The organism is Corallococcus sp. AS-1-12 (assembly GCF_020036995.1).
Lineage (GTDB): Bacteria > Myxococcota > Myxococcia > Myxococcales > Myxococcaceae > Corallococcus.
Window position 1 is genome coordinate 315,619 of the sequence record NZ_JAIQDD010000002.1, and the last position, 24,464, is coordinate 340,082.

The following is a 24,464-nucleotide window of genomic DNA, read 5'->3' on the forward strand; positions in this document are numbered from 1 at the left end:
CGCAAGGACTGCCCCGACTCCGGGGAGGGGTCAACGTGAGGTCCCCGACGTCTGTCCCTGTCTGGGATTACTGGGTGATGATGTCGGTGTACTCGCTGCCGCTGATGGAGTTGCGCCACTTGGAGGAGAAGCCCAGCGCGTGCTGCGGATCCACCACGTGCGGCGCGGCCTCCTTGGCCACCTCCAGGCGGGTGATCTCATTGTTGAACAGGTCCAGCACCATGCCGAACTGCACCGCGGTCAGGTAGACGCGCTTGAGCATCTTCTCCGCCTTCTCCTGGCGGACGATCTCGTTGTTCTCGCTCTTGAGCGACTGGTAGAAGCCGCGCCAGGTGGAGGCGTCCATCGGGTACTGCCCGTCCCGCCTCATCGTGCAGCCCTCGTCCGAGCGCGTGCCACAGTCGCGGTAGGAGGGCTCGGCGGCCATCGGCATCTCATGCCGGGGCTCCATCCGGGGCTCCCGCCGGGTCTCGGTCGTCCGCGTCTCGCTGTGGCTCTCCGACTCCATCGTGCCGCCCGTCACGCGCACGTCCATCCGGGCGCCGCCGCCGCGCACCTTCACGGTGGTCGTCTCCTCGCCATTCACGTTCGTCGTGGTCTTCATCTTGACGCGCGCGGAGGGCATGTCCTGGTCATCGACATCCACCTGCATGTTGAACTCCGCGTCCTGCGCGAAGCTGGCGGACGAGAAGAACAGGGACGAAACGAGTGCGGCACGGACGATGCGGTTCATGGGGAGTCCTGGTGGGAAGCGGGTTGGGGCGCGGTCGGAGCGCTGGGCTCTCTCGCCGCCGTGCCCTCTTCACGCACCGCCCGCGCATTTATTCAGGGGAAACGCACGGCACGGCGAAGCGGGCCTGGACTCATCGTCTGAGAAAGCGGAGGTCCGCCGGACCGCGAGTCAGCGCCCACCTCCGGAGGGAACCGGGGGAGCCCGACCCTCGCTTGTCACGAGATTCTCTCTCCATGGCGGCCCCTTCAACGGTCGGCCGGGTCAGACGTCCTCGTCGGGAAGGAGCGTGCGGAGAAGCTCGTCGTCGGGACCGAGCGGACGCCAGCCAGCGGGGGGAGGGTTGGCGAGAAGCGCATCTCCTGCCCGGTCAACCCTCGCCCTGTGGGTTACTGGGGTGTAGGCGAACCATGACCCGAGCCCCATCGCAACCTCTCCACGGGTTGCATCGTCCAGCACGGCCGGCCAGCCATTCGGGAACCTCTCGGCCAACTCGCGCACGAGGACGTCACGAACCAGGCGCGTGACCTGCTTGCGCTGCTCAGCCTCGTACATCAAGCCGCTTAGAATCTGCACGGCGGCAACGTCGTTGCCCAGCTCGTCGGCCAGGACGTAGAGCGGAACAGCAGGGCGTGCTTCGGCAAAGGCAATGAGTGAGCCGAAGCCCCGTTCACGAACCCTCTCGTACAGGCGTGCCTTGATGTCGCCCCGCCAGGCCCCTCCACCACTCATCGTCCTCTCCCAGAAGTGAAGTTCATGGGGATTCGATAGTCCCGCATATGCCTCGCGACTTCCTTCAAGATCCCATCCCGCGTCAACATCCGGCCGACTCTCTTCTCAGCCTGGAGTAGCGCATCCATGATCATCCGGTTCCACTCGCCGGGCCAGATGCGTCCCAGCTTCCAGTTCCCCCCTCCATGAATCGCCTCGTGATCGGCTTGCTCCAGCCGGACGCAAAAGTTGTCGATGTCCATGTCGCCCTTGAAGCCGCGCCGTTCGAACCACTCGCGGTGCTCTTGCGGCAGCACATGGTGCTTCGGGGCGTCAGACATGCCCGCTCCTGCTCTGCCCGTCACCCGCATGCCGCGAACCTCGGGGCTGTCCCCCAGTGCGTCGCGCACGCCCTTGGGCAAGTCCTGGTGCGCATGGGCCATCGTGACTTGTCCGCCCTGAATTAGGACGGCCGCGCCGACTGCAGGCACGGAGATGACGCCCGCCTGCACGAGCCTTCGCATCATCTCCACCCATTCGGCGGAGACGACCAGCCGCGAGCCCACCATGACGCCACCCGAACTCATCACGAGGCCCACGCCGAGCGTCGCGGGGGCCGAGGGCGGCACCCGTGGCAGGGACAGCTTCATCGTGGAAATCATGGTGACCATCTCCACCGCCTGCATCGCGGCGATGACCTGTCCGCCGAGCTTCATGGTCGCGCGGGTGTCCCGCTGGAGCGTGTCGAACTCGCGGGTCAGCTTGCCCATCAACTCGGGCATCGCGGTCGTCGCCGCCTCCACGCGCTCCGGGTCCAGTGAGGCCAGGTCCGTCAACGTGGGCTCCATCAGCCCCTGCACGCGATGCAGGTCCGTGAAGATCTTCTCTGCGCTGCACATGGGGCAGTGACGGAGCACCGCGTCCGCGAGGTGCAGGAAGTCCACCCAGGTGGCCAGGAGGAGGGTTCCGAACTGAGCCGCCTGGAGCTTCGGCCCCGTCATGCGCAGCAGGCCCAGCTCCATGTCCGTGTCGCCGACTTCCGCGGCCACCTCTGTCAACGCGGTGGCGCTCCCAAGCGCGCCATGGAGCCACGTCACCTGCTTGGATCCCTGGTCGAGGTAGCGCGTGAAGACGCCGGAGAGGCTCCAGCCCCAGGGGTCTGGAGGACGGGCCGCCAGTTTCGTGAACGCGGCCTCGATGCCGCGCAGGGAACCCTTCACCTCTTTCGTCGCTTCGAGGACTGCCTGCCTCGTCGATGCAGCGCTCCAGGCCCCGCCCCCAACGGTGCCCTCCCTGCTGACGTCTCCCACGGCTGTCACGTCGTCACGCGGCGGCTGGCGACGCAGGAGCCGCTGCTGGGGGCCGGAGATGGCGCGTGGGCGGAAGTCCCGGGCGCGCGGGGGCTCATCGCTCGGAGTCTCAGCCCACGCGGCCGAGGAGTCCTCTCGCGGCGCGTAGCTCAAGCTCCGGCCACGCCCGGAGGCGCATCCCGAAGCCAGCAGCACCAGGGCCAGCAAGAGGGCGTCAGCGCGCATGGTCCACCTCCAGGCCCACCGAGGCGAAAGCCCCCAGCCGCAGCGTCCCCTCCGGCGCGGGGAACAGCAGCGTGCCGCCCGTCCCCATCGCGTGGAGTTTCCCGCCCAAGAATCGCCAGCGGGCTTCATCGGCCCCCAGGGAGCGCGCCCCCGGCCGTCCCATGCCTATGCCCAGCCCCTTCAACGCCGCTTCCAGGCTGCGCGCGAAGAGATGCATCGCCATGCGCTCATCCACGTCGAAGCGGCCCGAGGAGAAGACTTCGGCGCCCGGTGACAGCTTGAGGTGCTTGGAGAGGCCGCCGTAGCGGCCCGAGTTCCAGCCCACCTCCGCCTCGCCATGGGCGGAAGTCCCGTCCGGGAAGTGGGCCTCCGCCAGTGGCAATCCCTCCGGCCCCGCCGCATTGAAGCGCGCCAGCTCGTAGTCCGGGCCGAAGTATCCCTGACGGAAGCTGCCCACTGGGTGGTCATCGGGATTGCCTCGGTTCGAGTAGCGCCGCACGAGCTGCGCGGACAGCAGGCTGTAGGACTCCAGCGCGCCGAACCAGACGCCCACGGGCGCGTCGTTCGAGCCCAGCTTGAGGCCGCGCACCACCTGCCCGAAGTCCGAGAGGCTGTCCCAGTCCTCGCGTCGCACGAAGCCCGCGGCCCCTCCATCACCCCAGAGGCGCAACCGCACGGGCGTGCCCAGGTTGAGGCCGAACTCCGCGCCTCCGTCGAGAATGAGCGTCGGCTCTACCTGGAGGAAGCCTTCGTCGGTGCCCACTCCCGCGCGCGGCAGGAAGGCCAGCGTTGTCGCACCGACGCGCAGCACCTCCGGAATGTCCTCGGCCCATGCGGCGACCGGCAACATCAGCCACAGCCAGACAGCCCCACTTCGCGTCATTCGCATCCACGCTCCCTGGGAGTGACACCTCCGAGGAGAGCAAAGGACACACGTCTGACTCTCAGCCCGGCACCTGGCGCGGCTCTGTGCGGATGGCGTCCTGCTCCAGCGGCGTAAAGGCCGGGACGATGCCACCTTCGTTCTCCATCAACTCCAGCTCTTCCATGGCGTCGCCGCTTTCAGCGCTGTGCGGCCCCAGCCGATGGCGCTGCCCGTGGCTGAGCCATGCGCTGCTACGGAGGACCCCGCGCAAAAGAAATCCCCTGCAAACCCGAAGGCTTGCAGGGGACAAAATGCCGAGGAGCACGGGACTTGAACCCGTAGCCCCCGGCGTGCGCCAGGGCGCTAAGCCTTACTGGACGGCGCGCAGACTCGGCTGCTCGTCGGACAGCGCCGTCAGGAGCCGATCGCCCTCGGTCTCATCGATGGGCACGAAGCGGCCGAGGTCGGCGCGGTAGGCGTGGACCTGCGCCGCCCCGATGTCGAACCACCAGCCGTGCAGCCGCAGCGTCCCCGCCGCGAGCCGGTCGCGCACGATGGGGTAGGTCTTCAGGTGCTCCAACTGCTCGAGGACGTTGAGCTGGGAGAGGCGATCCGCGTCGGGCAGCCCCTCGCCCACCCGCGTGTTCTCGCGCAGCTTCTTGAGCGAGACCTTTCCGTGCCCGAGCCAGTGCTCCAGGTTCGGGGAGCCATCCACGGCGCCGCCGGCCAGGATCGCCTTCATCGCGCCGCAGCTCGAGTGCCCGCAGACCACCACGTCCTCGATGGGCAGGAAGCCCAGGGAGAACTCGATGGCCGCCGCCTCCGAGCGGTCCGCCGTGGAGTGTCCACCCTGCGCGGCCGGCGGCACGAGGTTGCCCACGTTGCGCACGGTGAACAGGTCGCCGGGGTCCGTGGACACCAGCAGGTTCGGCACCACGCGGCTGTCCGAGCAACTGATGAAGAGGCAGTCAGGGGACTGCCCCTTCGCGAGCCTCGCGAAGGTCGCCCGGTACGAGGGCAGGGTGTGGCGCTGGAAATCGAGAAGGCCTCGGATGAGCTTCTTCACTGCACACCTCCGGGAGAGAGAGTTGAAACGTGATGAACGGGGGAGGAAGGGGATGAAGCGGCGGACCCCATGCCGGGGACCGCGCGCGCACTGCGCCGGGTCCAGACGTCCTCGAGCGGCTCCATGGTCACGGTGCCGCCCGTCTTGCGATACGTGTCAGCCCAGCTCTCGAGCGCCTCGAAGCCGGAGTGGTCGAGCGTGTTCACCGCCACGTCCACCTCCACCCGGGAGCCCGCCGGAATCCTCGCGAGCGCCGAGGACAGCTTCGGCACCCCGACGAACGTCAGCGCCCCGCTGATGCAGACCTGGTGGACGCCCTTGTCGGCGTGGACCTCCACGCGCACCTGGCCCAACTGCCACAGCAGCCGGAGGATGGCCGCGCCGAGCCCCAGGCCGATGCCCGCGAGCAGGTTGATGCCCACGACGCCGGCCACGGTGATGAGATAGACGGGCAGCTCGCCGCGGTGCCGCAGCTCCCGGATGTGGGCGAGGTTCACGAGCTTCAGGCCCACGTGCACGAGCAGGCCGGCGAGCACCGTCAGGGGCACGTAGGAAGCGAGCCCCCCCAGCAGCGTCACGAACGCCAGCATCCACACCGCGTGCAGGACCGCCGACCAGCGCGTCTTCGCGCCAGCGTTGATGTTCGCCGCGCTGCGCACGATGACGCCGGTGATGGGCAGGCCGCCCACCAGACCGGAGACCGTGTTCGCCACGCCCTGCGCGAGCAGCTCGCGATCCAGGTTCGCCCGCGGGCCCGTGTGCAGCTTGTCGGTCGCCACCGCGCTCAGGAGCGACTCGGCGCTCGCCACCAGGGCGAGCGACAGCACCGCCACGATGAAGGCGCCCCACATGGACCCTTCCGGAAGGGACGGAAGCTGGATGGCGGACAGCGCGTTCGCCGCCAGCTTCACCCGCGCCACGTCCGCGTTCATCACCGCCGCGACCACGGTGCCGCCCAGGACCGCCACCAGCGGCCCCGGGACCTTCTTCAGGCGCCCGTTCGGCAGGAACTGCCACGCGATGAGGATGCCCAGCGTGAGCAGGCCCAGCAGCGTGGCCGGCCCATGCAGGTCGAGCACCTGCCCGGGCAGCTCCCGCAGGTTGTTCCAGGCGTTGCTCTGCGGCGAGCCGCCCAGGACGATGTGGACCTGCCCCAGCACGATGAGAATGCCGATGCCCGCGAGCATTCCGTGGATCACCGCCGGAGAGATGGCCAGCGCCGAACGCGCCACCTTCAGCCCGCCGAGCGCCACCTGCACGAGGCCCGCCGCGGCCACCGCCGCGCACGTCACGGCGAAGCCCAACTGCTGGATGAAGCCGAACACCATCACCGCGAGGCCCGCCGCGGGGCCGCTCACGAGCAGCGGCACGCCGCCCAGGAGGCCCACCACCAGGCCTCCCACGACGCCGGCAATGAGTCCCGCCATGATGGGCGCTCCAGAGGCGAGCGCGATGCCCATACACAGGGGCAGGGCCACCAGGAACACCACCAGCGAAGCTGGCAAATCCGAGGCGAGGATCGTCTTCAACGACGGTCTCGCCTCTGCTGCCTTTACATCCGAAGTCATTGCTTGAGCTCCCCTGCCATCTGCCAGGCCTCACCTGGGCCCGGCGTGACATGGGGGACTACGCAAGCGTTGTGCCAGACCGTTCCGGACGTCTTCCGTCGAGGGCGGGGCACCTCCGGACGGGGCGATGAAAGAATCTTGAAGCCGCCGGTCCGGACGATGAACGAATTTTAAAGTCCGTCACTCCGAGGCAGGGCTCTCCTCCAGGCGGCGGAGGAAGGTCGGATAGGACAGGCCCAGCGCGCGGGCCGCCTCCATGCGCCTGCCTCCAAGCTGCTCGAGCACGTGCCGGACGTAGAGCCGCTCCACTTCATCGAGCGGCCGGGGTGGGCCTGACACGGAGAAGGCGTTGGGGTCGCTCCAGGCGGGCGTGCCGCCTCCCTTGGCGAGCGACTGCAGCTCGAGCACGGGCCCGCCCTCGAGCACGAGCGCCCGCTCGAGCACGTTGCGCAGCTCGCGGACGTTGCCGGGGAAGGGGTAGCTCAGCAGGCGCTCCTCCGCGGCGGGGGAGAAGGGGACCGGGCGCCGGCCGAGCTCCGAGCTGAGCTCCAACACGAGCGTCCGCGCGAGCGGCAGCACGTCCTCGCGACGCTCGCGCAAGGGGGGCACGTCCACGCGGAACACGCTCAGCCGGAAGAGCAGGTCCTCGCGAAAGCGCCCGGCGGCGACCTCCGCTTCGAGGTCCTTGTTGGTGGCCGCCACGATGCGGGCGGTGCTCGTGAGCTCCGTCGTCCCACCGAGCCGCCGGAAGGCCCCCTTGTCCAGGAACGTGAGCAGCTTGGCCTGGAGCGCGAGCGGCAGCTCCCCCACCTCGTCGAGGAACAGGAGCCCGTCGTTCGCGAGCTCCACGAGCCCGCGCCGCGCCGTCTTCGCGTCCGTGAAGGCGCCGCGCTCGTGGCCGAAGAGCTCGCTCTCCATCATCGTGTCCGGGAGCGCGGCGCAGTTGATCTGCACGAAGGCGCCCTGCTTCTGGCGCAGGGCGTGGAGATGGCGCGCGAGCACCGCCTTGCCCGTCCCGGTCTCCCCGAGCAGCAGGACGGGGCTGCGCGGCGTGGTGGCGATCCGCTCCAGCATCTGGAGCGTCCGCTGCATCGCCGGAGAGCGGGGCTCCGCCATCCGGTGCCGTCCTTCGAGGACGCTCTCGGCCTGGCGCAGCCGCTCCTGGATTTGGAGGTCGCTCGCCGCGCGGCGCGCGCGCATCACCAGGTCGTCGATCTCGACCGGCTTGCTCAGGTAGTCGCGAGCCCCCGCCCGGATGGCCTCGACGGCGCTCTCGATGTCGCCGTGCGCGGTCACCATCAGCACGATGGTCGCCGGGAGCTGGGCGCGCAGCTCGGGCAGGAAGACGAGCCCATCTCCGTCCGGCAGCCGGCGGTCCAGCACGACGAGGTCCGGGGCCTCGGCGGCGAGCGCGACGCGGGTCTCATGCAGCGAGCGCGCGACGCGGACGCGGAAGCCCTCCTGGCTCAGCATGGACGCCGCGAGCGAGGAGAAGGTCCGGTCGTCATCGACGAGCAGGAGGGAGGTGCTCATGAGGCCATCTTCTCAAGCGGAAGGCGGACCGTGAAGCGGCTGCCTCCGGGCACGCGGGTGTAGGAGACGCTTCCTCCATCATGCGCACGGATGGCCGTGCGCACCATCGGAAGCCCGAGCCCGATGCCTCGCGAGCGGCCCACCGCGAAGGGCTCCCAGAGCCTGGGCTCGAAGGCCAGGGGCACTCCTCCCGCGTTGTCCTCCACGACGAGCACCACCTCCATGTCCTCGCGCAGAAGCTGGACCTCGACGCGCGGCGTGGGTTGCTGGCCCGTGTCATGGGCCACGGCGCCGGCCTCCACGGCGTTGCGGATGAGGTTGTCAACGGCGGAGACCAGCAGCGTCGGGTCCCCCTTCACGAAGAGCCCCTCCTGCAGCCGGGTCTCGATGGTGACGTCCGCGGCTTCCGGCAGCAGCCTCACGGCTTGGAGCGCGTCCTGGACCAGCAGGTGCATCTCGCAACTGCGCCGCTGCGTGGACTGGGGGGAGGCGAAGCTCAGCAACGAGCGGGCGAGGTGGCCGAGCCGGTCCGCCTGGGAGCGCAGCGCCTGGACGGGCAGGGTCGTCTCGCCTCCCTTCGCGCGGATCATGCTGAGCGCGGCCTGCATGCTGTTGAGCGCGTTCTTCACCTCGTGCGCGATGAGCGAGGAGGCCGTGCCGAGCGCCGCCATCGTCTCCTGGCGCCGCAGTTGTTCCTCGGCGGCCATCAGCGAGCGGTAGGAGCGGCGCAGGAGCACCGTGAAGAGCAGGAGCACGCCGCCGAGCAGCGCGGTGTGGAAGCCGAGCTGCCCGAGGTAGCGGCGCTTGAGCAGCTCGCGGTCCCGCGCCTCGTCCTCGAGCACGGCGAGCAGCATGTCCGTTCCCGGGACGAGCGCCGCCGCGCCCAGCAGCCGCGTGCCTCCGAGCGTGATGGCCGCGGGCGAGTCCACCAGGGGGCGGAGGTGCGCGGCGAGCTCCGGCTGGCGCAGCAGGGGCGGGGGCGTCGCCGGCAAAAGGAGCCGGCCGCGTTCGCCGAGCAGGGCGACCATGGACTCGTTCGTCCCGCGATGGGGCGGGAGCAGCTCGCTCGCCGTCGCGAGCTCGCCCACGAGGAGGCCCACGATGCGCTCGTCGCGCACGATGGGGACCGCGACCGCGACGATGCCTCCGCCCTCCTCGTCCAGCAGCCCGACCGACGCGGCCCGCTTCTCCATCATCCGCCGGAACCACGGGCGCGAGGCGAGCGGGGTGCGCCCGAGCGACATGCTCGCCGGGTCGCTCCAGATGCGCTCGCCGTCCACCGACACCAGCGCGACGCCCGCCGAGAAGAGGGACGTGTGGCCGAAGGCGTTCTCCAGGAGCGCGACCTCGGGGGGCGCGGCGCCGTCCTCGGGCCTGAGCGACGGGTGCTCCGCCAGCCGCTGCAGCTCCGAGCGCAGCAGCCCGAGGTGCGCGCCCAGCGCCTGGGCCTGGAGGCCCGCGCGGTCCGACAGGTGGACGAGCAGCTCGCCCTCCGCCGCCTTCACGTCCGCCTGGTAGGTCACGAAGGGGCTCACGAAGGCGGCGCCCCAGAGGAGCATCAGGCCGACCACGGCGGACCGGCCCGCTTTTCGCTGCGTGCGAAGAAGCTCGCCCGGTGGGGGCACGAGAGAGGTCAGGGAGGGGTGGGCCGAGGGCGACGACATGCGCCCATCATCCACGCATTTCGGTCCGCACGGCAGACGCTCGTGAGGTTAAGAGGGATGCCCATGAGCAACGAGCACACGCCCGCCGAGTCCGAGGTCATGGAGCCTACGTTCTGGCGGAAGAACGGCTGGTCGGCCAGGGTCATCAAGAACGAGGAGGACGACGGCTGGGCCGTGGAGATCCGCAAGCAGGGCATCCCCGAGCCCGTCCTCATCAGCCCGTGGGTGATGGGCCGCGACAAGAAGAACCCCAAGCCCTTCGACGCGACGGCGTTCGCGACCTTCGTGAAGACGGCCTCGGAGGTCCTGGACCGCTCCGCGCGGCAGCGTGAACAGGCCATGACCAAGAAGCTCTCCATCGCCTGGGAGGGCCGCTGGTACGAGGTCCGCCTCGAGATGGTGGCCGATGAGTACGAGCCCCACGCGCTGCTCTCCGCCATCGACGACGCGGGCGAGACCGTCGCGAAGCACCGCGTGCCGGTGAACTTCAAGTTCACCCGGGACACCGCCAACGCGTGGGTGCGCGGCGGCTTCAGCGAGCCCTGAGCGGGGGCGCTCCTCAGCCGGGCCCCTCCGCGTTCGCGAGCGTGTCGGCCACCGAGCGCGACAGCTCACGCCACCTCCCCATCGAGCGGCGGAGGTGGTCCTCCGGTGGGTCCTGGAGGCCGAAGGTGTGGAGCAGCACGGGGCCCTCGTAGCCGGCCCGGCGCAAGGGGAGCAGGTACCCGGTCCCCACGTCGAAGTCGCCCCGGTCCAGCGGCTGGATGACGTCGGACCAGGTGGCGGCGTTTGGATCGAACTCGCGCGCGGCGCCGTGGATGCTCACGAGGGCGAGCTGGGGGGCGGCGGTGGTGATGATGGCCTCCAGCCGGTCGCGGTTTCCCGCCCGGAGCTCGTGGCAGAGGTGGAGCGAGGTCTTCAAGCGGGGCCGGTCGACCGCGGCCATCAGGGCGAGCGACTCCTCGACGTTCTCGATGGCCGCGCCGTCATGCGGGTACAGGACGACGTCCACGCCCTGCGCGGTGGCCAGGTCCACCACGTCGCGAACCGAGGCGACCAGGGACGCCTTCGCATCCGGAGGCCCGCTCAGGATGAGCCAGAGCGCGGTCCGCGTGGGGGCGAGCGCCGCCAGCATCCCATCCCGCTCCTGGCGGTCCCAGGCCGTGTCGAAGGGCAGACTGAAGATGACTGCGGGGAGCCGCACCCGCCCCGCCACCACGGCGGGCTGGCGCGCATGGCTGTCAAAGGCCTCGCGGCCCGGCCAGAACAGCGTCATCCCGGCGTAGCCGAGCGAGTCCAGCAGCTCCACCTGCGCGGCGACCGGCCGCGACTCCAGCGTGAAGTTGAACGCACCGAGCGGAGCCTCGGGTGGATCCGAGCGCCGTGGGTCCGCGCAGCCCACGAACGCCAGGAGCAGCAGGGACGGGAGCCACTTCATATATAAACGTGCGGACATGATGCGCCCTCATTCCAAGATGAACCTTCGGTCCCTCCTCTTCTCTCCCAGAGGACTCCTCGCCCTGATGATGTTGTCACTTCCTGGCTGTGATTCCGATGAACCCCTTGGAGAGATGGGGGCGATCCATGCGGAGTACGATGGAGAATGGAAGTATTTCAGTGACGTCCAACAGGGGGACCTCGCCTCTCCATACGACCCCGATTGGCCGGAGGTCAGCAGCCTTGCGGTCTGCGGAACGGAAACCGCCGGTAGGGGAATGTTCGACAATTCGAGCCTTTGCTTCAATCTGCGCTTCGACACGGCGCTTCTGGGCGCCGGGCCCGCGACCTTCGTCATCGACGTAGCGGTGGAGGTGCCCCTGTTGTCCTGGTTCGAGCCCACGTTCACCCCTGACGAGATACACAGTCCGGGCGTGCGGGCGGTGTGGGCACAAACGGCCTGCTATGGGCCCATTCAGGAGGACGGCGTGAGCCAGGATGTGACCGGGGCGCTGGAGCTGCGGGTGAACGATGCCACGCGCTTCGCGGGCCATCTCGTCCTGGATGTCTCGGGAACCTCGTCGGGACAGTGCGCCACCCACAAGGCCCGCGCCGACGTGGAGTTCGACATCGCGCGCTGAGCCGGTGAGCGGTCAGAAGTCGGCCACCGTTTCCTCGCTCCCTCATGCGGTGCCGGAGTCGTAGGAGGAGGGACCAGCCCTGGCTGCGCTGGTGGAGTCGATGAAGCAGCGTACGCAGCGATTGGATGGGGCGAGGCTGCTGCGCCGTAGTTTCGCGCTGGATGTCTTCGACTGCTCTCTGTGTGGAGGCCGCAAGCGGGTGCTGGCATCCCTGATGCCCCCTGCTGAGGGGGCAGGTCTTTCTGGAACATCTGTCATTGCCCTCTCGGCCTGTTTCGACCGGGAGCGCGTCTGCCTTTGTGCCTCAGCGCCAGTGAAACAGGAAGGTCGCGCCGGGGACGATGGCGGGGGTGTCCTGATGCTGCAACTGGGTTCCGGCGAGGACCCCCAGGTCCACGGACCACCGCGGCCCCATGAACCGCGCTCCCGCCGTCGCGAAGGCGAACGGGTCGGCCATGGCCTCCACCGGGGAGAGGGCGACCTCCCCCGCGAAGCCCCAGTGCTCCCCGACGCGCAGGAAGCCTCCCAGCATGGGGAGCACCATCAGGCCCCCATATTTGTCCCGGGCCCAGACGTAGATGGGCTGGACCGTGAGGGAGAGGTTCGCGTCGGCGGTCCCATAGGTGAGGGTGCCGTAGGCGGCGACGGCGTTGTGGGGCCCCAGCGAGCCCGGGAAGTCGCTGTCGTAGGAGCCTCCCTGCGCGCCGAACGCCAGATGCAGCTTCCCGCTCAGCGGCGTGCTCACCTTGATGCCTCCCATGAGGCTGAAGATTCTCTCGGAGTATACCAATTGGAATGGGGTGGCCGTGGCCGCATGCAGGGACACGCGCTCGCTCAGGCCCACCTCCGCGACGGTGAAGAAGAACGCCTGCTGTCCAATGAAGCCCTCTCCCGCATGCAGCGGCAGCGCCGTTGAGCCTAGCAGTCCGCGCGTGCGGGTGGGATTCTCGAACCAGTCTCCGGCGGCGGAGGTGCCAGGGACGGCCAACGACAACAGGAGCAGGCAGATGAAACGTGGTGTCATGATTTCCCCCTCGATGCTCCACGGATTCAGCGCCAGTGGAACAGGAATGAGAGCCCGGGCAGCACGGAGGGGTTATCCGTGTCCTTCCATTGCTGCTCCGCGAGGAGCCCCAGGTCCAGGGACCACTGGCGCCCCATGAACCGCGCGCCCGCCGTCGCGAAGCCAAACGTGCCGCTGATGCCAGCGACCGGTGAGAGCGCGACCTCCCCCGCGAGGCCCCAGCGCTCTCCCAGCCGGACGAAGCCGCCCAGCATGGGCAAGACCATCAGGCTTCCGGAGTGGTGGGTCCCCCAGGCGAAGAAGGGCCGGACCGTGAGCGACACATGGGCGTCAGGCGTCCCATAGGTGAGGATGCCGTAGACCGAGACGGCGTTGAGCGTGTCCAGCAGATAGAGGTCGGTGTCGAAGCTGCCGCCCTGGACGCCCCATGCCAGATGCAGCCGCGCTGTCAGTGGCCGTGAAACCTTGATGCCTCCCATGAGGCTGAAGGGGACGTCCTGGAAGGCGCGGGCCATCGAATAGATGAAGGAGGCTGTCGCCACGTTCACCGACACGCCTTCGCTCAGGCCCACCTCCGCGACGGTGGCGAAGAGCGCCTGCTGCCCGACGAAGCCCTCTCCCGCATGCAGCGGCAACGCGGTCGAGCCGAGCAGTCCGCGCGTGCGGGTGGGGTTCTCGAACCAACCCCGAGTCAGGGCCGGAGGCGGCTCGGGCGCGGGCTCCCCGGCGCTGGCGGAAGCGCCAGGGACGGCCAACGACAACATGAGCAGGCAGATGAAACGTGGCGTCATGGTGGCGTGCCCCATAGGCAACCCCCATGCCAGGAAAGCCCTGCCTGGGAAGCGGAGGGGCGTTGCGCCAACCGGGGTCCGCGGAGTGCTGACAGGCGAGTCATGCCGCCACGGATTCCCAGCGGGGGCCCCGTTGTGGAGCCCCACACCGGACGGCGATTCCCGTCTGGACATGGGGCCGTCTAGATTGCGCGCCCATGCGCGGGTGCCTTGTCTCTCTTTCACTGCTGGGGCTGCTGTCCGGATGCAGCCACTACGGTCTTCCTCCCCCCCATGCGAGCCATGGTCACCTGACCCTGGCGATGGAAGGCTATCTGAGGAACAAGGCCTCCTATCCGTGGCTCCTGGACGCGGTGAACCTGGGGGAGCCCGCCCCCCGTCTGGCGGAGACCGCTGCTCCCGCCCTGGAGCTGGATGCCGGACAGGCGGCCCTCGTCCATGAAGAGGTCGTCAGGACCTTGAAGGGCAAGCCCACGGAAGGCGAGGTCGTCCGGGCCCTGGAGGACCTGCGGGCCGCGTGCGACGCGGGCCATGTTCCGGCATGCACGTACCTGGACGAGGAGTTCCAGGAGCCCCAGCGCGGCGGCTACCGGTTGCGCTACCCGGACGTCGAGAAGCTCCCGGGGGGCGTCGAGTTCGCGGTGGTCGTCCTCCAATGCCATATCGCCGCGGACGGCCAGATGCAGGGCTGCGATGTCATCGAGGACGGGGCGCGCGGGTTCGCCCGGAGCTTCATCGAGCAGTTGGGCGAGCATCGCTTCCGGCCCGCGACGCTCGCCGGGCACCGGTTCGCTTCGACGTACATGTTCGCCGTCACGTGCAGCCGGGGAGGGAGTTACAAATACAAGCTGCCCCTGGAGCAGAAGATGGGCTGGGCCCGGCTGAGGGTGTCCCGCTTCCCGGAGAGCCCGGCGGCCTGGACCAACCTGGCCGTGCAGCTCGCCCTGTACGAACCCCAGGCTCCGGAGTACCCGGCGGTCATCGAGCGGGCGTATGCGCTGGCGCCCCGCGCCCGGTGGTTCGCCACCGAGCATGCGTGGCGGCAGGTCCAGGCGGGGCAGTACGCCGCCGCCCTTTCGGCCATCCGGCCCGCGCTGCATGACTCCAAGCAGCGGGAACACCCCAACCCCTACGTGCTGGAGACCGCCGCCGCCGCGCACTTCGGGCTGAAGCAGTGCACCGAGGCGCTGGCCGCGCAGCGGCAGGCCGTGGAGGAGCTACCCATCGGGTGGCCCACCCCGGAACGCGAGCGCTTCGAGCACAGGCTCCAGGAGTACGAAGCCGCGTGCGGCGCGGCCTCGGGTGGACCTAGAGGTCCTTCAGGTTCCAGTCGATCTGCACGAGCCCGGTCGTCCTGCACTTCACCGTGTGGTCCTCCAGCGACGTGCTCGCGATCGTGAGCGTGACGGCCTCGCCGCTCGACATGGTGAAGGTGAAGTCGGAGCGGTGGCCCGTGCCGGTCGGGCCGCGGCCCGTGACGACGATCTTGTTGGTGTAGACGGCGCCTTCGTAGCTCTCGATGGAGATCTTCTGCACGTACGAACCGCCGTCGCCCTTGATGCACTGCGAGAGGTCCGTGCTGCCGTTGATGGACACCAGGGCGGTGCCGGGGAGCATCGGGCCACCCGTGGCCGTGCCAATCGAGGAGCCGCAGGTGGTGGAGGTGAAGGCATTGGTGCTGGACATGGTGGATTTCTCCTGAGCGTGAGAGGGCTGGACCGGAGCGGCTTCATGCCGCTCACGACGCATCCCTCAGTACACAGGGCGTGCCAGCACACGGACGCCTCGGAGCGTCTGGGATTGCCCTCCTTCGACGCGTCGAAAGCACCCGTTCGACGTCGACTCGACGCGTCGAGTGCGGGGGGCAATGCCTTGCAGGGGTGGGAGCGGATAAGGTCCCGGCCCCATGCGTTCGCTCCCGGGGCTCGTGCTCCTCCTGTCCACCGTCGTCTCCTGCGCTCCTCCCACTCCGGAGGGCACGTCCTCCAGCGGCACGGAGCCCGCACACTCCCGGGCGGCGCTGTCCGGAGGCGCCAGCGCTCCGGTCCTGCTGGGGGACCTCCGCACGGGCGTGGTGGAGGACCCTTCGTACACCTCCCCGTCCCTCCTGGGCGTGGCGGGCGGGAAGGTCCTCTTCGCGGACACCGACGGCAACGGCTATGAGCCCTGGGTGACGGACGGCACCCCGGAGGGCACCCGGCCGCTGGGCGACCTCAACCCGGGCCCCGGTGGAAGCATCAGCGTGAACGTGCGGATCCCCTTCGGGCCGCGGGTGCTGATCCCACTGTACGACGCCGTGCACGGCACCGAGTGGTGGGTGACGGACGGCACCCCGGAGGGCACGCGCTTCATCAGGGACAGCGTGGAGGGAACGCGGGGCGTCACCGGCCAGGGGGCGGTGATGAACGGCGTCTTCTACTTCATCGCGGACAACGGCCTCACGGCCTGGGAGCTGTGGCGCACGGACGCCACGCCCGAGGGCACCTGGCGGCTCGCGCGGAGCGATTACGGCCAGTACAACAACCACGAGGTCAAGGCGGTGACAGTGGTGGGGGACGCCCTCTACTTCGGGTCGAGCAACAAGCTCTACCGCTCCGACGGCACGGTCGAGGGCACCCGCCTGCTCAAGGCGTTCGACGACAGCGCGCACTCGCTGGAGACGCGCACCTTCTCCCGCGCGGGGCGGCTGTACGCCAGCGTCGGCTACACCGGCAACTGGTCGCTCTGGACCAGCGACGGCACGGCCGAGGGCACCCGCCGCGTCAGCGGTGGCTCCGGCACCACCGTCGCGGAGGATGGCGACCGGCTCTACTACGAGAGCGTCAGCGGCTCCCGCGCTCCGTACTCCCACTCCCTGTCGCTCTCGCAGGAGGACCCGGCCTCCACCCGGTTCCTCAAGTCCGTGTCGTCGAGCCGCTCGTATGCCGACATGACGCCCTTCGGGAAGGTCGGCTCGCAGCTCCTCTTCGGGTGGACCACCACCGCGGAGGGCACGGAGCTGTGGCGCACGGACGGCACGGCCGCGGGCACGGTCCTGGTGAAGGACCTGGTGCCCGGCACCGAGTCCTCCAACCCGACGCGGGGCACCCTGCTGGGGGAGTCCGTCTACTTCCTCGCCAACACGGTGACGGGCTCCGCGCTGTGGCGGACGGACGGGACGGCGGAGGGCACCGTGGAGGTGAAGACCTTCGCCGCGAAGCTGCCCACGGCGGTGGACCTGCGCCGGGCGGGCGCCGCGCTCGTCTTCACCGCGGACGACGGCGTGACGGGCGTCGAGCTCTGGGGCAGCGACGGCACGGCGGAGGGCACGGTGCTGCTGGGGGACCTGAACCCTGGCGCGACAGGCTCCGCGCCGGATGAGTTCGCGGTGACCGGCGACCGGGTGCACTTCCTGGCCACGGTGGAGGGCCGCAAGGAGGTGTGGGCCACGGATGGCACGGTCGCGGGGACGCGGCGGGTGAAGGCGGTGGATCCGGACATGCACCTGATGTGGTCCCCCGACACGCTGGGCCACGCGTTCTTCGCCGCGAAGGAGGACGGGCGGATGAAGGCCTGGCTTAGCGACGGCACCGTCACCGACCCGCCGCCCTTCCAGGTGCGGGCCACGTCCAATGGCAGCTCGAACCCCGCGAGCTTCGTCTCCGTGGGCGCGACGGCGTACTTCGTCCCGGACCTGAAGGGCTCGAAGCCCAACCCCATCGTCCAGACGGACGGCACCCCGGCGGGGACCCGGGACGCCATCGCGCTGACCTTCTGGTCGAGCTCCGGCTATCCCAGCCAGCTCACCCCCTTCGCGGGCGGCAAGCTCGCCTTCCGGCAGACCTACTCCAGCCTCTACGTGGGCGACCCCGCGAAGGGCACGGCCACTTCGTCCCAGGGGGAGGGGAGCCCGTTGGACTTCAAGCCGGTGGGGACGAAGCTGGTGGGCCTGTGGTGGCAGAGCCCGTACTTCCAACTGTGGACGCACACGGAGAGCTCCACGACCACGACGCGGCTGGTGTCGCTGTACGGCTCGTATGACTACGCGTCGGACCTGTTCCCGGTCGGGGACGTGCTGGTGTTCTCCTTCTACAATCCGACGGCGTATCGCTGGAACCTGACGCGGACCAATGGCACCGCCTCGGGCACCACCCTGCTCAAGCAGATGCCGGCCCGGATGGAGTCCTTCACCAGTGCGGGCAACCGGGTCTGGTTCGTGACCCAGGGCGTGGTGTGGCGCAGCGACGCCACGGCGGCGGGCACGCTGGCGCTGACGGCATCCGCTGCGCTCGCGCCCGAGGACCTGAAGGCGACGGGCGGGCTGCTCTTCTTCACCGCGACGGAGGCGGGCGTGGGGCGGGAGCCCTGGGTGTCGGACGGCACGGTGGAGGGGACGCGCCGGCTCGCGGACTTCCAGCCGGGGGAGGGGTCGAGCCGGCTGCTCGCGACGACGCTGCACCACGGCACGCCCTACCTGCTGCTGCAGAACGCGCAGGGCCGCTTCCTGGTGAGGACGGACGGCACCCCGGCGGGCACGGTGACGGTCGCCGAGGCGCCGGGCGCGACGTGGCTCGTCTCCCGGGGCGGCGCGCTGCTGTTCGACGGGGCGGAGCCCTCCACGGGCCTGGAGCCGCGCTACTACCTGCCAGGGGCGAGCACCTCCACGCTGCTGGCGGATGTGACTCCGGGGGCGCTGGGCTCGGCGCCCGGCGTGCCTGTGTTCGCGGGCCCCCGGATGGTGTTCGCCGCCACGGCCTTGGAGGAGGGGCGCGAGCCGTTCGCCATCGAGCTGGACGGGACGGGGCCCTCGGTGAACGCCTCGGTGGAGGGGACGCAGGGCGGCGGAGGCTTCTACCGGAGCGACGTCACGGTCCGCTTCGAGGCCTGGGATCCGGAGTCCGGCACGGCGCTCTCCACCGTGGGCTGTGAGCCGCTGACGGTGACGGACGACACGCCGGGGCGGAGCATCACGTGCACGGCGTACTCGCTCGGGGGCGCCACTCCGTTCACGGTGAACGTGAAGCGGGACACGACGCCGCCCACGGTGCGCTGCCCGGCGGACCTCGTCGTCACCGAGGGCGCGGCGCCGGCCTACGACGTGAAGGCGACGGACGCCATCGACGCCGCGCCCGTCCTCCGCGTCACGCCCGACACGGTGCTCCCGGTGGGCCAGCACACCGTCCAGGCCGAGGCCGCGGACGTGGCGGGCAACCGCGCGGCGTGCCAGTTCCAGGTGACCGTGCTCCCCGCGCCGGTCGTGGATGCCGGCACGGACGCGGGCACGGACGCCGGCGCGGGGACCGTGGACGCGGGCCTGCCGGACGCTGGCGCCGTGGATGCGGGTCTCCCGGACGCGGGAGCCGCGGTGGATGCCGGCACGAGGACGGACGCCGGTACGGGGGGAGGCGCGGAGCCGGAGGACTCCGGCTGTGGCTGCGCGGGCGCGGGCGCATCCGCGAGCCTGCCGTGGGTCCTGCTCACGCTGGTGGGGTTGTCCCGGCGGCGCGCGCGGGTGCCGCAGGGGCATGAGCCGCGCCCCTGAAGCCCGCCCGCTCCCCTCGAAGGGCTCATCCCCGCGCTACCGGTGGCGCGGCTTGCGCGGGCTCCTCAAGGGACGCCGGCCGGACCGGGGGCTCTTCCGGCCATGAGGGACATGCTCCCTCGCGGAGCCTTCATGCGCGGTGCCGCGCCGGGCTTGCGTGTGCGCCTCCCAGCTCAAGAGGTTCGTGGGTTCGCCCTCCAGCACCGCGTACAACGTCCCCGGCCCGGAGACGTCCGGGGGAATCCGGACGGTCATGTGCGTCTCGCCCCAGTCGAGGATCTCCGCCGGACGCTCCTGGAACAACACCGTCGCGCCTGGAGGTGGCTGGCGCCCGAGGTGCGTGCCTCGCACGACGACGGTGTCCCCGGACGCTCCACCCGGAGGCGAAATCGACAGAAGCGCCGGCAGCTTGCGCCACCTCCGGAGCTTGTGCTCGGGAATGCCCGTCTTGCGCCCCACCTCCGCCATCAGGGGCGCCGCCCGCGTGTAGCGCTCCAAGTCCCCGAGCGAGAAGATGGAGACCGCCGCGAGCGCCTGTATCTCCCGCTCGCGGATTCCGGGCAGCGTGTGGAGCGGCTGGGCCGTGCTGCTTTCAAGCGGCGCCCGAAGCTCGCTGAGCTGGCTCTCGAGAATCTGCGAGAAGTCCAGGTTGAGCAGGGTGCCCCCTGATTCGCCAGGCATCATCGTCCTGAACCAGACGCCCCCATCCCCCGAGCGGCGCACGGTGACGCTGAGGTCGAGCTTGAGCGCCTTCACCGCGAAGGAGACCCTGCGCGCGTAGGACTTCAGCGCGAGCGTGTCCTCCGCCCGGTCGACTTCGGCCGCGATGGCGTCAATCATCTCCGCGAGCTGCCACTCCTGGTTGTCCTCGGCCACCATGCGCCAGGTGCCACCATCCCCTGTGGGAGCCTCCAGGGACTGGGAGATCGTCGGGACCTTCATGACTCCGCTTCCTCCTCGACGGGAGTGGGTTCCCCGCTGCGGGGGACGAGGGTCACCCGCAGGCGCCCCAGCGCGCGCGGGGCCGGTGCTTCACGGACCTCAGGCAGGGTGAGCAGGAGCCTCCGGGAGGACTCGGGCGCAGCGGTGGCCCCGTCCGCGACCAGATGGAGGAAGAGCGGGACCTGGAGCTCCACCTCCTCGACGAGCAATCGCAGCGCCGCCTCGGGAGAGGCCCGCTCGCGCTGGTCGACGAGCCCCTCGATGAAAAGGGTGAGCAGATTCGCGAGCGGGATGGTGGCCATGGCGGGAAGGGAGGCCCCGGGGGCTGGAGGGTCACTCCAGCGCTGGGACCCCACGGGCCTCTCTCAGGTGATGGGGCCTTCCACGACGACGGGCTCGAAGGTCTGCGTCCGGAAGTTGATCTTCACCTGCCCGATGATCTCCGTGCTCATGGTGATGGCGTCGAAGGAGCTCTCGTTCATGGTCGAGACGCTCACGTGGCTGTAGCCCATGTTGAGCGACGCCCTGACCCAGGGGAAGCTGCCGCCGACGCTCAGCCCCACGTTGTAGTTGCTCTGATTGAACTTGCTCTGCTGCATGGCATCGGTCTCGGTCGAGTTCACCTTGAAGGTGAGCTTGGAGAGCAGCTCGCCTTCCGAGATGACGATGCGGGCCATGCCTTCTCGCGCCATCGAGCGAAGGTGCTCAATCATGCTCACGGCCAGGGTCTGGGCGAGCGCCTGGCGGATGGTGAGGATCTGATCCGAGGTGAACGACGCGACGTCGTTACCCACGGTGAGCGTGAGCGGCTGCTTGAGGTTCCGGGTCTCCAGCTCGAGGGCCCGGGCCACCTCCTTCAGCTTCGCGTTGCCTGTCTTTTCTGGGGCCCCGGTGGCGGGATCCGCCGGGGTGTTCTCGAAGATGAAATCCGGGCGGACGCAGGTGCTGCCCTTGCCGTCGGGGTACTTGCGCTCCAGGTAGGCCGTGACCTGCGCGTCCGTGACGTTCTCGGACTGGAACTCGGACAGGCTCTTGCTCAGGTCGGCGACGAGCTTCGAGTAGGCCTCCATCTGCTTGATGGTGGCGGCGATGATGGCATTGAAGGTGCCGTCAATCAGGCCCGCCGTGAACTCGACGAAGCCCAGCTCCTTCACCTGCTTCGCCACGGCCATGGCGCTCTGGGCGGTCGCGCCCAGCTCCTCGCCGCGGGCGACTGCCCGCAGGCGCCCCACGTCGTGGATGGCGCCGCCCACGACCCGCTTGAGGATCCGTCCCGCCTCTTCGCGTTGCTTCGTGTCTGGAATGGAGGCCACGGCCTTGTCGATGACGTCGATCAGCGGCCGGAGCTTCGCCGCGGCCGGGCCGTCGGACACTCCCTTGCTCAATTCCCGTGGCTCGGCCAGCGCCTCCGGCCGATGTCCTCCATTGCCTCGTGTCCTCTTCTGCTTCTGGGTCCCTGCCATGGCACCCCTCCTTGTGTGTGACCGCGGCCGGGCCGCGACCGCCGTGGGCTTCTTCAAGAGGAAGCTAAGGCCTGGACCGGAGGCGCGGAGGTCGTGCGGCGCTGGTGTGAGGGTGGCAGGGCTGGCAACCTGGAGCCGCGACGGCGGTCCAGGCGAGCGGAGGACGCCAGCCCACGGCCAGGAGAGCCGGCGGGGGCTCGGAGGCGCGATGCATGGGCTGGACGGGCTGCCCGCGCCTGGCTTCGTGGCGCGAGCCCACCCCCTGCTGGGTTACGCCTGCCGCGGGGCGCTCAGTACGTGCAGCGCAGGACCTGGCGGTAGGTGCCGCACTGGCTGAAGTCCGTCGTGCCCGCGGGCTGCGAGTGGTAGCAGTTGGAGACGACGGGGTCGCAGGGCGGGCTGGGCCAGACGTCGTAGGCGTCGCCGTCCGTGAGCGCGAGCTCCGTCACGCGCGCCACCAGCCGGGCGGTCTTCTGCATCGTCGCGCCGTCGTCGCCCCCCGCGCTGAAGGCGAGCGGGACCGTGTGCGGATCCATGGCCTGCTGGAGCGTCGGGTAGGACCAGTCGAGCTTGTAGTTGGGCCGGCCGTAGACGGACGGGATGCCGTCCGGCGCCGTGACGCTGAGCCAGTCGACGTACCCGGAGACCGAGGCGTGGCCCCGGTACAGCAGGTTGTTGTTCGGCTGGACGACGTAGCGGGGCGTGACGGCCTCGTCGATCCAGATGCCCGAGTCGCCGCGGAAGTCGAAGAAGCGCGGGGCCACCACGATGCGCGCGGTGTACGCGCGCGGCGTCCCCGTGTTCGTGGTGACCTTGACGAAGAGCGGCAGGCCGGAGAGCACCGTGTTCAGCTCGTAGCCGTCGTGCAGGACGATCTCGAACCGGCGCTCGCTGATGATGTTCGCGTCGCCGAAGGCGTCATCGGGGACGAAGCTGAGCACGTCCGCGAGGTATCGGTTCGCGGTGGCGCGGATGACGAGGGCGCGGACGCCGTCCCGCTGCTCGAAGGTGCCGAGCGTCTCGAAGCTCAGCTCGTTGTCGCCCACCGCGGCGTAGAGGCGGGTCGCCGTCGCCGCGGCGGTGCTGACGCCCAGCTCCTCCGGGGACTCGGAGTCGATGGGGGTGTTGTCACAGGCCGCGAGCGCGGCGAAGCAGGTCAATGCAAGGGCGCGTAGACGCATGGGGATCTCCAGGTGAGGAATTCCGTGTATCACACGCCAGTGACACCGCCCCTGACTGGGATTGTGTCAGCCTTGTCACGACGGGCCGGCCTCGGCTACGCCTTGTGCCATGACGAAGAAGACGGCTGCCTCGGAACCGGACCCGACGGGTCTCTCCCGCCGCACGCTCCTCGGGGCCGCGGCCGCCGTGACGGGGGCGCTGGCCGCCCGGGACGCGCGCGCCGCCGCGCCACCCGCCGCCACCGCCGCGCCCGGGGCCTTCGCGCTGGAGGAGGCGACGGTCGCGGAGCTGCGCGCGGGCCTGGAGTCCGGCCGGCACACCGCGCGCGGGCTGACGGAGGCCTACCTCGAGCGGATCCGCGCGCTCGACCGCACCGGGGACCTGCCGCTGTGCTCGGTCATCGAGCTCAACCCCGACGCGCTCTCGCAGGCGGACGCGCTGGACGCCGAGCGCAAGGCGAAGGGCTCGCGCGGGCCGCTGCACGGCGTCCCCGTGCTCATCAAGGACAACATCGCCACGGCCGACAAGATGCAGACCACCGCGGGCTCGCTCGCGCTGGTGGGCGCCGTCCCTCCGCGTGACGCCTTCATCGTGGAGCGGCTGCGCGCCGCCGGCGCCGTCCTGCTGGGCAAGACGAACCTCAGCGAGTGGGCCAACTTCCGCTCCACGCACTCGACCAGCGGCTGGAGCGGACGCGGCGGCCTGTGCCGCAATCCCTACGCGCTCGACCGGACCCCGTCCGGTTCAAGCTCCGGCTCGGGCGCGGCCACGGCGGCCAGCTTCTGCGCCGTGTCGGTGGGCACGGAGACGGACGGCTCCATCGTCTCGCCCGCGTCCGCGTGTTCGCTGGTGGGCCTGAAGCCCACGGTGGGGCTCGTCAGCCGCGCGGGCATCATCCCCATCTCCTCGACCCAGGACACCGCGGGCCCCATGACGCGCACCGTGGCGGACGCCGCGGCGCTGCTGGGCGTGCTCGCGGGCGAGGACCCGCGAGACCCCGCCACCGCCGCGGGCAGGGGCCGCGCCCACCCGGACTACACGAAGTTCCTGGACCCCCAGGGGCTCAAGGGGGCGCGCATCGGCGTGCCGCGCGAGCGGTTCTTCGGCTACCACCCGGCCACGGACGCGGTCGTGGAGCGCGCGCTGGAAGTGATGAAGGCGCAGGGGGCCGTGCTGGTGGACCCGGTGGTGCTGCCCAACGCGGCGAAGCTCGACGCGCCGGAGCTGGAGGTGCTGCTGTATGAGTTCAAGGCGGGCCTGGAGGCCTGGCTCGCGCAGCTCGGCGAGGGCGCCCCGGTGCGGACGCTCGCGGACCTCATCGCCTTCAACGAGAAGCACCGCGAGCGCGAGATGCCGTACTTCGGGCAGGAGCTGCTGCTCCAGGCGCAGGAGAAGGGCCCGCTGACCGACGCCGCCTACAAGAAGGCGCTGGCGGCGTGCCGCCGGTATTCGCGCGCCGAGGGCCTGGACGCGGTGATGAACAAGCACAAGCTGGATGCGCTCGTGGCGCCGACCCAGGCGCCGGCGGGCCCCATCGACCTCGTGCTGGGCGACCACTGGCTGGGCAGCAGCTCCACGCCCGCCGCCGTGTCCGGCTACCCGAGCATCACCGTGCCCGCGGGCGACGTGCACGGGCTGCCGGTGGGGGTGTCCTTCATCGGCCGCGCCTGGAGCGAGCCCGTGCTGCTCAAGCTCGCCCATGCCTACGAGCAGGCCTCGCGCGCACGGCGCAAGCCCGCCTTCCTCCGGAGCGTGGACCCGCGCGGCGCGTAGGGCCGGGCGGGGCGCTCA

At 70.1% G+C, this 24,464-nt stretch carries 21 protein-coding genes; 5 read left to right on the forward strand and 16 right to left on the reverse strand.

Annotation, left to right across the window (positions count from 1 at the left end; all coding sequences use genetic code 11):
* Positions 1-67: 67 nt before the first annotated feature.
* The 8 genes from K8556_RS03680 to K8556_RS03715 form a co-directional block, all read right to left on the reverse strand.
* Entirely contained in the window at positions 68-733 is a 666-nt protein-coding gene (locus K8556_RS03680) for a DUF4476 domain-containing protein (RefSeq protein ID WP_223738606.1), read from the reverse strand.
* A 261-nt stretch (positions 734-994) separates the two neighbouring features.
* Positions 995-1,462, reverse strand: a complete 468-nt coding sequence (locus tag K8556_RS03685; protein WP_223738607.1) for an NUDIX hydrolase — start codon at positions 1,460-1,462, stop codon at positions 995-997.
* Positions 1,459-2,976 carry a DUF2380 domain-containing protein gene (locus K8556_RS03690; RefSeq protein ID WP_223738608.1) on the reverse strand — a complete coding sequence of 506 codons (1,518 nt, stop codon included), beginning with the start codon at positions 2,974-2,976 and terminating at the stop codon, positions 1,459-1,461. Before K8556_RS03690 ends, K8556_RS03685 begins: the two co-directional genes overlap by 4 nt.
* Positions 2,966-3,865, reverse strand: a complete 900-nt coding sequence (locus K8556_RS03695; RefSeq protein WP_223738609.1) for a hypothetical protein — start codon at positions 3,863-3,865, stop codon at positions 2,966-2,968. The genes K8556_RS03690 and K8556_RS03695 overlap by 11 nt, the downstream gene beginning before the upstream one ends.
* Before the next feature lie 346 nt (positions 3,866-4,211).
* Positions 4,212-4,907: a carbonic anhydrase gene (locus K8556_RS03700; RefSeq protein WP_223738610.1), complete on the reverse strand. Its 696-nt coding sequence runs from the start codon at positions 4,905-4,907 to the stop codon at positions 4,212-4,214.
* Positions 4,904-6,475 (reverse strand): SulP family inorganic anion transporter, encoded by a 1,572-nt coding sequence (locus K8556_RS03705; RefSeq protein ID WP_223738611.1) that lies wholly within the window; start codon positions 6,473-6,475, stop codon positions 4,904-4,906. The genes K8556_RS03700 and K8556_RS03705 overlap by 4 nt, the downstream gene beginning before the upstream one ends.
* 180 nt (positions 6,476-6,655) lie before the next feature.
* Positions 6,656-8,008: a sigma-54 dependent transcriptional regulator gene (locus K8556_RS03710; protein ID WP_223738612.1), complete on the reverse strand. Its 1,353-nt coding sequence runs from the start codon at positions 8,006-8,008 to the stop codon at positions 6,656-6,658.
* Entirely contained in the window at positions 8,005-9,672 is a 1,668-nt protein-coding gene (locus K8556_RS03715) for a sensor histidine kinase (protein ID WP_223738613.1), read from the reverse strand. The genes K8556_RS03710 and K8556_RS03715 overlap by 4 nt, the downstream gene beginning before the upstream one ends.
* Before the next feature lie 63 nt (positions 9,673-9,735).
* Here K8556_RS03715 and K8556_RS03720 point away from each other — a divergent pair, with 63 nt between their 5' ends.
* The gene (locus K8556_RS03720; protein WP_223738614.1) at positions 9,736-10,218 is read left to right on the forward strand and encodes a hypothetical protein; all 483 of its coding nucleotides are present in this window, start codon (positions 9,736-9,738) and stop codon (positions 10,216-10,218) included.
* Between the two features lie 13 nt (positions 10,219-10,231).
* On the opposite strand, the gene K8556_RS03725 is transcribed toward K8556_RS03720, so the two are convergent.
* Positions 10,232-11,128, reverse strand: a complete 897-nt coding sequence (locus K8556_RS03725; protein ID WP_223738615.1) for a sugar phosphate isomerase/epimerase — start codon at positions 11,126-11,128, stop codon at positions 10,232-10,234.
* Positions 11,129-11,387: 259 nt separating this feature from the next.
* Here K8556_RS03725 and K8556_RS03730 point away from each other — a divergent pair, with 259 nt between their 5' ends.
* Entirely contained in the window at positions 11,388-11,750 is a 363-nt protein-coding gene (locus K8556_RS03730; RefSeq protein ID WP_223738616.1) for a hypothetical protein, read from the forward strand.
* A 304-nt stretch (positions 11,751-12,054) separates the two neighbouring features.
* On the opposite strand, the gene K8556_RS03735 is transcribed toward K8556_RS03730, so the two are convergent.
* Both K8556_RS03735 and K8556_RS03740 read right to left on the reverse strand, forming a co-directional pair.
* A complete protein-coding gene (locus tag K8556_RS03735; protein ID WP_223738617.1) occupies positions 12,055-12,774 on the reverse strand; it encodes a hypothetical protein in 720 nt (239 codons plus the stop codon).
* A gap of 26 nt (positions 12,775-12,800) precedes the next feature.
* Entirely contained in the window at positions 12,801-13,565 is a 765-nt protein-coding gene (locus K8556_RS03740; protein ID WP_223738618.1) for a hypothetical protein, read from the reverse strand.
* A 302-nt stretch (positions 13,566-13,867) separates the two neighbouring features.
* Between K8556_RS03740 and K8556_RS03745 the strand changes: the two genes are divergently transcribed.
* Complete coding sequence (locus tag K8556_RS03745) at positions 13,868-14,965, forward strand: hypothetical protein (protein ID WP_223738619.1); 1,098 nt, start codon at positions 13,868-13,870, stop codon at positions 14,963-14,965.
* On the opposite strand, the gene K8556_RS03750 is transcribed toward K8556_RS03745, so the two are convergent.
* The gene (locus tag K8556_RS03750) at positions 14,874-15,251 is read right to left on the reverse strand and encodes a hypothetical protein (protein WP_223738620.1); all 378 of its coding nucleotides are present in this window, start codon (positions 15,249-15,251) and stop codon (positions 14,874-14,876) included. The two genes, K8556_RS03745 and K8556_RS03750, sit on opposite strands and share 92 nt — an antisense overlap.
* A gap of 220 nt (positions 15,252-15,471) precedes the next feature.
* On the opposite strand from K8556_RS03750, the gene K8556_RS03755 reads away from it, so the two are divergent.
* Positions 15,472-19,086 (forward strand): HYR domain-containing protein, encoded by a 3,615-nt coding sequence (locus tag K8556_RS03755; RefSeq protein WP_223738621.1) that lies wholly within the window; start codon positions 15,472-15,474, stop codon positions 19,084-19,086.
* A gap of 36 nt (positions 19,087-19,122) precedes the next feature.
* On the opposite strand, the gene K8556_RS03760 is transcribed toward K8556_RS03755, so the two are convergent.
* From K8556_RS03760 to K8556_RS03775, 4 genes are all read right to left on the reverse strand, one after another.
* Positions 19,123-20,028, reverse strand: a complete 906-nt coding sequence (locus K8556_RS03760; RefSeq protein WP_223738622.1) for a trypco2 family protein — start codon at positions 20,026-20,028, stop codon at positions 19,123-19,125.
* Positions 20,025-20,330 (reverse strand): hypothetical protein, encoded by a 306-nt coding sequence (locus K8556_RS03765; protein WP_223738623.1) that lies wholly within the window; start codon positions 20,328-20,330, stop codon positions 20,025-20,027. Before K8556_RS03765 ends, K8556_RS03760 begins: the two co-directional genes overlap by 4 nt.
* A 63-nt stretch (positions 20,331-20,393) precedes the next feature.
* The gene (locus K8556_RS03770; protein WP_223738624.1) at positions 20,394-21,491 is read right to left on the reverse strand and encodes a hypothetical protein; all 1,098 of its coding nucleotides are present in this window, start codon (positions 21,489-21,491) and stop codon (positions 20,394-20,396) included.
* A 290-nt stretch (positions 21,492-21,781) separates the two neighbouring features.
* The gene (locus K8556_RS03775) at positions 21,782-22,672 is read right to left on the reverse strand and encodes a hypothetical protein (protein ID WP_223738625.1); all 891 of its coding nucleotides are present in this window, start codon (positions 22,670-22,672) and stop codon (positions 21,782-21,784) included.
* Positions 22,673-22,781: 109 nt separating this feature from the next.
* Between K8556_RS03775 and K8556_RS03780 the strand changes: the two genes are divergently transcribed.
* Entirely contained in the window at positions 22,782-24,446 is a 1,665-nt protein-coding gene (locus K8556_RS03780; RefSeq protein ID WP_223738626.1) for an amidase, read from the forward strand.
* Positions 24,447-24,464 lie beyond the last annotated feature (18 nt).

Coding starts and splice junctions, on each gene's coding strand:
- K8556_RS03710 (WP_223738612.1), bottom strand. CDS start 8,008: ATGAGCACCTCCCTCCTGCTCGTCGATGACGACCGGACCTTCTCCTCG.
- K8556_RS03725 (WP_223738615.1), bottom strand. CDS start 11,128: ATGTCCGCACGTTTATATATGAAGTGGCTCCCGTCCCTGCTGCTCCTG.
- K8556_RS03755 (WP_223738621.1), top strand. CDS start 15,472: ATGCGTTCGCTCCCGGGGCTCGTGCTCCTCCTGTCCACCGTCGTCTCC.
- K8556_RS03695 (WP_223738609.1), bottom strand. CDS start 3,865: ATGCGAATGACGCGAAGTGGGGCTGTCTGGCTGTGGCTGATGTTGCCG.
- K8556_RS03750 (WP_223738620.1), bottom strand. CDS start 15,251: ATGTCCAGCACCAATGCCTTCACCTCCACCACCTGCGGCTCCTCGATT.
- K8556_RS03715 (WP_223738613.1), bottom strand. CDS start 9,672: ATGTCGTCGCCCTCGGCCCACCCCTCCCTGACCTCTCTCGTGCCCCCA.
- K8556_RS03680 (WP_223738606.1), bottom strand. CDS start 733: ATGAACCGCATCGTCCGTGCCGCACTCGTTTCGTCCCTGTTCTTCTCG.
- K8556_RS03690 (WP_223738608.1), bottom strand. CDS start 2,976: ATGCGCGCTGACGCCCTCTTGCTGGCCCTGGTGCTGCTGGCTTCGGGA.
- K8556_RS03775 (WP_223738625.1), bottom strand. CDS start 22,672: ATGCGTCTACGCGCCCTTGCATTGACCTGCTTCGCCGCGCTCGCGGCC.
- K8556_RS03705 (WP_223738611.1), bottom strand. CDS start 6,475: ATGACTTCGGATGTAAAGGCAGCAGAGGCGAGACCGTCGTTGAAGACG.
- K8556_RS03765 (WP_223738623.1), bottom strand. CDS start 20,330: ATGGCCACCATCCCGCTCGCGAATCTGCTCACCCTTTTCATCGAGGGG.
- K8556_RS03730 (WP_223738616.1), top strand. CDS start 11,388: ATGTTCGACAATTCGAGCCTTTGCTTCAATCTGCGCTTCGACACGGCG.
- K8556_RS03760 (WP_223738622.1), bottom strand. CDS start 20,028: ATGAAGGTCCCGACGATCTCCCAGTCCCTGGAGGCTCCCACAGGGGAT.
- K8556_RS03745 (WP_223738619.1), top strand. CDS start 13,868: ATGGAAGGCTATCTGAGGAACAAGGCCTCCTATCCGTGGCTCCTGGAC.
- K8556_RS03770 (WP_223738624.1), bottom strand. CDS start 21,491: ATGGCAGGGACCCAGAAGCAGAAGAGGACACGAGGCAATGGAGGACAT.
- K8556_RS03720 (WP_223738614.1), top strand. CDS start 9,736: ATGAGCAACGAGCACACGCCCGCCGAGTCCGAGGTCATGGAGCCTACG.
- K8556_RS03740 (WP_223738618.1), bottom strand. CDS start 13,565: ATGACGCCACGTTTCATCTGCCTGCTCATGTTGTCGTTGGCCGTCCCT.
- K8556_RS03685 (WP_223738607.1), bottom strand. CDS start 1,462: ATGAGTGGTGGAGGGGCCTGGCGGGGCGACATCAAGGCACGCCTGTAC.
- K8556_RS03735 (WP_223738617.1), bottom strand. CDS start 12,774: ATGACACCACGTTTCATCTGCCTGCTCCTGTTGTCGTTGGCCGTCCCT.
- K8556_RS03780 (WP_223738626.1), top strand. CDS start 22,782: ATGACGAAGAAGACGGCTGCCTCGGAACCGGACCCGACGGGTCTCTCC.